This is a genomic window from uncultured Cetobacterium sp. (assembly GCF_947039425.1).
Lineage (GTDB): Bacteria > Fusobacteriota > Fusobacteriia > Fusobacteriales > Fusobacteriaceae > Cetobacterium_A.
This window is the reverse complement of record NZ_CAMQYW010000139.1, coordinates 1-4,903: the sequence shown is the minus strand read 5'-3', so window position 1 is coordinate 4,903 and position 4,903 is coordinate 1. Positions and strand designations below refer to the sequence as shown.

Below are 4,903 nucleotides of genomic sequence, written 5' to 3'. Positions count from 1 at the left end.
AAGTATAACATTTTAATCGATTTTATACAATTACAAAACAACAATGTTTTTAATTTTTTAAAGATTCAACTATATTTTCATTTCCAGCTTTTTTAGCTGGAAATACACCAAATATTAATGATACTCCCATACTTGTAATTAACGCTCCTAATATATATGTCACACTAAAATATGGTGGTATTTTTAGTATTAAGCCAACTACTTTCGAACTTATTAAACCAAGTATTAAACCAAGTAATCCACCTGCTACAATTACCATTAATCCCTCTATTAAAAATATATCCTTTATAGTTTTTTTATCCATTCCCATAGTTCTCATTATTCCAATGGAAGAAGTTCTATTTTTTACAGATGTTCCTATTAAGTTAAATACTCCCATTCCTCCAACTATTAAAGAAATAAAAGAGAGGATAAACAGGCTTCTATTTACAAAGCTCTTTATCCTCTCCACTTTTTTATAAACATCAGGTGTTTCAAGTATACTTACTTTATCGTAACTAAACCGAGACCTATTTAGCTCTCGTAGCACTAATGGTATATACTCTACCCCATCTTCATCTTGTGGAAAGGATATTACTAAACTTCTATAGTTTTTCCTTCCAAAGATTCTTCCAAAACTTTCTCTCCCCAAAACAACTCTTTTTCCTACTTTCATTGTTTCAAGAGGGCTTTCCTCTTGGTAAAAACCTTTAATCTTAAATTGTCTTTTGTCTCTCCCCGTTTGTAAATAAATCACTTCCCCAAGCTCTTTATTTCCATTTTGACTTTTATCTAGTACCACTTCATTTTCCCTTAAATAGTTTATTCCTAAAACCTTTAAAGCTTTTTTAGAATACCCCATAAATATATTCCCATTTTCTACTATTCTCTCTTGTGGAAACATGGCATACTCAACAAATGGTAACCTTTCAACAATATCTAGATCTTTACTTCCTAAATTATCTCCACCAACTAAGATTCTATTTTTTCCAATAGCTCCTAGATCTTTTTCAATTATTCTTTTTCCTCCCTCTCCAAGAGAGAGAGTCATAATAAGAGCCATAGTACTAATTATAACTCCACTTAACGGAAATATAATTTTCCCTCTACTTCCCATTAAAAACCTATAAGCCATAAACATTCTCATTAGATCACAGCCTTAACTTTTTCACCATCTTTAACCTTAAATGGATTTATAACAACATCTGTTCCTACATTTAAATTTAGTACTTCAAACTCTGTAGAAGTTCTTGCTCCTACTTTTATAGGTGTTTTTTTTGCTACTCCATCCTCTACTATATACACAAAGTTCTTATCCCCCTCCTCTACAACTGAGAAAGAGTTAACTGTTAATACTTTTTTTCTATTTTCACTAGCTATTTCAACATCTGTTATAAATCCAGGTTTTAAATTGTTTTCTCCTTGAATTTTAACTTCAACTTCAATAACCTTTTCATTTCTATTTCCAAGAATGCTTTCTCTAGCAACACTAGATACTCTTGAAACATAACCATCATACTCAACTTCCCCTTCATAACCATTTGATACAACTTTAGCTCTTTGGTTCAGTTCAATACTTCCAGCCTGATACATTGGAACTTCAACTTTCACTATATTTTCACCACTTGGCGATATAGCAAGTAATCTCTCTCCACTAAACACATTACTTCCCTCTTGAACGTCTATCTTTGTTATAACCCCTTTAATAGGTGCAAGAAGAGGTTGCTTTAATTGACTTTCACGTCTTACAAGAATATCATTATTTAGTTTTAATTTTTCCAGTTGAGCCTTTAACTTAGCCTCACTAATTTCAAGCTCTCTAGTTAAGCTTTCATAACTTACAGCCATAAGCTCATATTTCTGTCTATTTAAATCAAGTGCTGTTTTTAAGTCTTCTAGCTCTACACTTTTCTTATCTGCCTCTGTTTTTGCTCTCTCTGCCTCTGTACTAGATACTCCATCTTGAGCTAAAAGTTTCTCATAAGCATTTGCTTTCTCTCTTAAAGTTCTAGCTTCTGATGTAATTACAGGTATCCTTCTTTCATCTCCACGAACCTTTTCTTTAATATTTTTCATTTCAAGTTTTCTATTATCAAGTTCTAGTTTTAAAGAACCGCCTTCTAAATCTGCCACTTGAAGTTCAACATTTTTTATATCAAGTTCATTTATCTTAAGATCTTTACTATTTTCAATTACACTTTTAGAACTAAAAGTCATAAGTTTATCTCCAGGATTAACCTCTTGCCCAACTCTTGCTTCTATACTCTCAATTAATGCTGGCGCCTCAATATACACTGGTACTATTTCACTTGGAGCTACAACTCCTCCGTATAATGCTGAACTACTTAAACTATTTTTTTCTAGTCTTTCAACCTTTACTTCTTTTCCTAAAAAGATATCTTTCTTTTTAAAAACTGCTCCTCCCACTAAAACAAGGGCAATAATTCCAATTATTATTTTTTTATTCATTCATTCTCCCCTATTTATATAGATTGTTATACTCAACAACTGAAAGAACTAGTTTTCTTTGTAGTTCATAGTAATCCTCTTGAGCTGTTCTTGTTTGATTAACAGAGTTTAAATAGTCAAAAGTTGTTACAAGCTCATTGGCATATCTTAAGGTATCTATCTTTAAGTTTTCATCTAAAAGATCTACCCTTTTCTTTTGAGCTACACTTTGTCCCTTTAATGATTCTATCTCTCTTAATTTATTTCTCATACTGAGGTCTATCCCCTTAATATTATTAGTATATTTTAATTTTGATTGATCAAGTTGATACTCTTTTTGTGATATATTATCAAGAGTAGCTCCCCAAGAAAATATATATCTAAATCCAACTTCCACTCTTCCCTCATTTACATTATCATATGATTTTGTTGTCGTATTTTCTCTTCTAAACTCATGAGATGGTTTTATATATAGAGTAGGATATAGATCTCCCTTTGCAATTTTCACATCATACTCAGCTAAATCTACCTTATACTCCTCTACTTTTCCAAGAGATGTATCTTGAGGTCTCTCTTTTTTCTCTGTATTTTCAATGCTTTTTAAATATTTCACAGAATCAAAATCATTAAGATCTATATTTTCATCTAAAGAGTATCCTAAAAGTTGCATAAGATTTTCTTTAGAAGACCTTTCTTTTTGAATATTCTCCATATTTATAGCTTTATTATTTTCTATATTTGCCTCAACTTTTAAAACTTCAGATTTAGGAATCATTTTCCCCTCTCTGTATAGTCCTGCAAGTCTTGATTTTTGTTTTTCAAGAGCCTTTATTGTTCCCATTGTAATATCTTTTTGCTTTTTATAGTTTAAATATTCAAAATACTCTCCTATACTTGACTCTTGCTCTTTATAAAGAATTACATTTTTATTAACCCTTGATAGTTGTAAATCTGTTTTAGACCTCTTATATGAATTTAAAATTTTTCCACCTTGAAATATTGGAATATATGCTTCTACCTCTTCAAATCCAAGTCCCTCTTTTTTAGCAATTTCCCAATCATTTTCACTTGATATCTCTATTGGAGGTAAAATAAGATTTCTAAATGCTTTTTTTTCATTTTTTTCTTTTATTTTAACTTCTAAGTCTTGTACAAGTACTCCAGTATTTCCCTTTTCAACTCTATTTAATATCTCCTCTATCCCTATCCCCTGGGAATACACTCCTAAAGATACTCCTAAAAAAGCCCCCATTAGAAACTTCTTTCTCATCTTTTAATCCCTCCTCATTTAAAAACTCTTTATTATTTAAAACTATAAGTCCATTTTCATTATTTATAACTCCATCTAAAAGTTCAATATAACTTTTAAGCTTATAGTTCCTATTTCCATATCCATGAGCATCACTTCCTAAAAACTCCACTCTTCCACTATACAGCAATTTTAAAAGAGATTTTTTTAGACTAGAAACACTACTAATATTTATTTGAAGTTTAACTCCTAACTCTTTATATCTTAATAAATCCTTTACTTTCATCTCTTCATATCTTTCCACATGAGCAAGAATTGGTATATATCCATTTTCAATTATCTTTTTTAACATAACTTCTCCCACTCTTGGAAGAGTGTATGGTGCAAATTCAACTAAAACATATCTACTTCCATTTAAGGTATTAAAACTCTTATTTTTCAAAACTAAATCTATATTTTCATCTAAATATATCTCATTTCCTCTATATATATTAATTTTTAAATTATTATTTTTTATCTCCTTTTCAAGCTCTAAAAATTTTTTCTCATAATTTAAGTTTTCATACTTTCCATATATATAGTGACTTGTTAAAATAAAATCTCTAAACCCTAGTTCATATCCCTCCTTTAAAAGAGAGATTGAACTTTCTATACTTTTACACCCATCATCTACTCCAAAGAGTACATGACAATGAATATCTACCATTTTTTACCTTTTTGATCTCCACTTAACTGTCTTTTATAATCTCTTTTTAGTCTTTCAATAAATCCCTTTATACCTTTTTTCGGTCTATACACTCTAGAGTGTTCTTTTTCCTCTGTATAATAATCCTTATAATATGAGTAGTTATTATTGTAATACCCATAGTTTCCATAAGAAAGACCATTTTTATCCACCTTATTTACAACAAAACCATAAATATTAGCTTTGGCATTTTCAAGCATTGTCTTTCCAAACTCAAGTTCTCTTTTAGATACTTGGTCATATGCCACAACATATACAACTCCATCACAATGTTTAGATAAAATAGCAGCGTCACTTGCCACAATTAAAGGAGGAGTATCTATTACTATAGTATTATATTTATCTCTCAGTTCCTCTAGCATATTTTTCATCTTATCCCCAAGGAAAAGTTCTGTTACATTGTGAGCCATATTCTTTGTTGGCAATACATCTAAGTTTTTTTCAACATCTCTTATAATAACTTTATTTACTATCTCTTCTCC

5 protein-coding genes are annotated in these 4,903 nt (G+C 30.1%); all 5 read right to left on the bottom strand.

Annotated elements, in window-relative coordinates:
* Positions 1 to 49 precede the first annotated feature (49 nt).
* Complete coding sequence (locus Q0V09_RS07650) at positions 50 to 1,114, bottom strand: FtsX-like permease family protein (protein ID WP_297488163.1); 1,065 nt, start codon at positions 1,112 to 1,114, stop codon at positions 50 to 52.
* A gap of 11 nt (positions 1,115 to 1,125) precedes the next feature.
* Complete coding sequence (locus Q0V09_RS07645) at positions 1,126 to 2,448, bottom strand: HlyD family efflux transporter periplasmic adaptor subunit (protein WP_297488160.1); 1,323 nt, start codon at positions 2,446 to 2,448, stop codon at positions 1,126 to 1,128.
* 10 nt (positions 2,449 to 2,458) lie between these two features.
* Positions 2,459 to 3,697, bottom strand: a complete 1,239-nt coding sequence (locus Q0V09_RS07640; protein WP_297488157.1) for a TolC family protein — start codon at positions 3,695 to 3,697, stop codon at positions 2,459 to 2,461.
* Entirely contained in the window at positions 3,609 to 4,382 is a 774-nt protein-coding gene (locus Q0V09_RS07635) for a CpsB/CapC family capsule biosynthesis tyrosine phosphatase (protein WP_297488154.1), read from the bottom strand. Before Q0V09_RS07635 ends, Q0V09_RS07640 begins: the two co-directional genes overlap by 89 nt.
* A partial coding sequence (locus tag Q0V09_RS07630; protein ID WP_297488151.1) for a CpsD/CapB family tyrosine-protein kinase occupies positions 4,376 to 4,903 on the bottom strand: 528 nt, incomplete at its 5' end. The genes Q0V09_RS07630 and Q0V09_RS07635, both read right to left, overlap by 7 nt.

Excerpts from the sequence above, each read along its gene's own strand:
- Q0V09_RS07650 (WP_297488163.1), bottom strand. The coding sequence starts at position 1,114 with ATGGCTTATAGGTTTTTAATGGGAAGTAGAGGGAAAATTATATTTCCG.
- Q0V09_RS07645 (WP_297488160.1), bottom strand. The coding sequence starts at position 2,448 with ATGAATAAAAAAATAATAATTGGAATTATTGCCCTTGTTTTAGTGGGA.
- Q0V09_RS07640 (WP_297488157.1), bottom strand. The coding sequence starts at position 3,697 with ATGAGAAAGAAGTTTCTAATGGGGGCTTTTTTAGGAGTATCTTTAGGA.
- Q0V09_RS07635 (WP_297488154.1), bottom strand. The coding sequence starts at position 4,382 with ATGGTAGATATTCATTGTCATGTACTCTTTGGAGTAGATGATGGGTGT.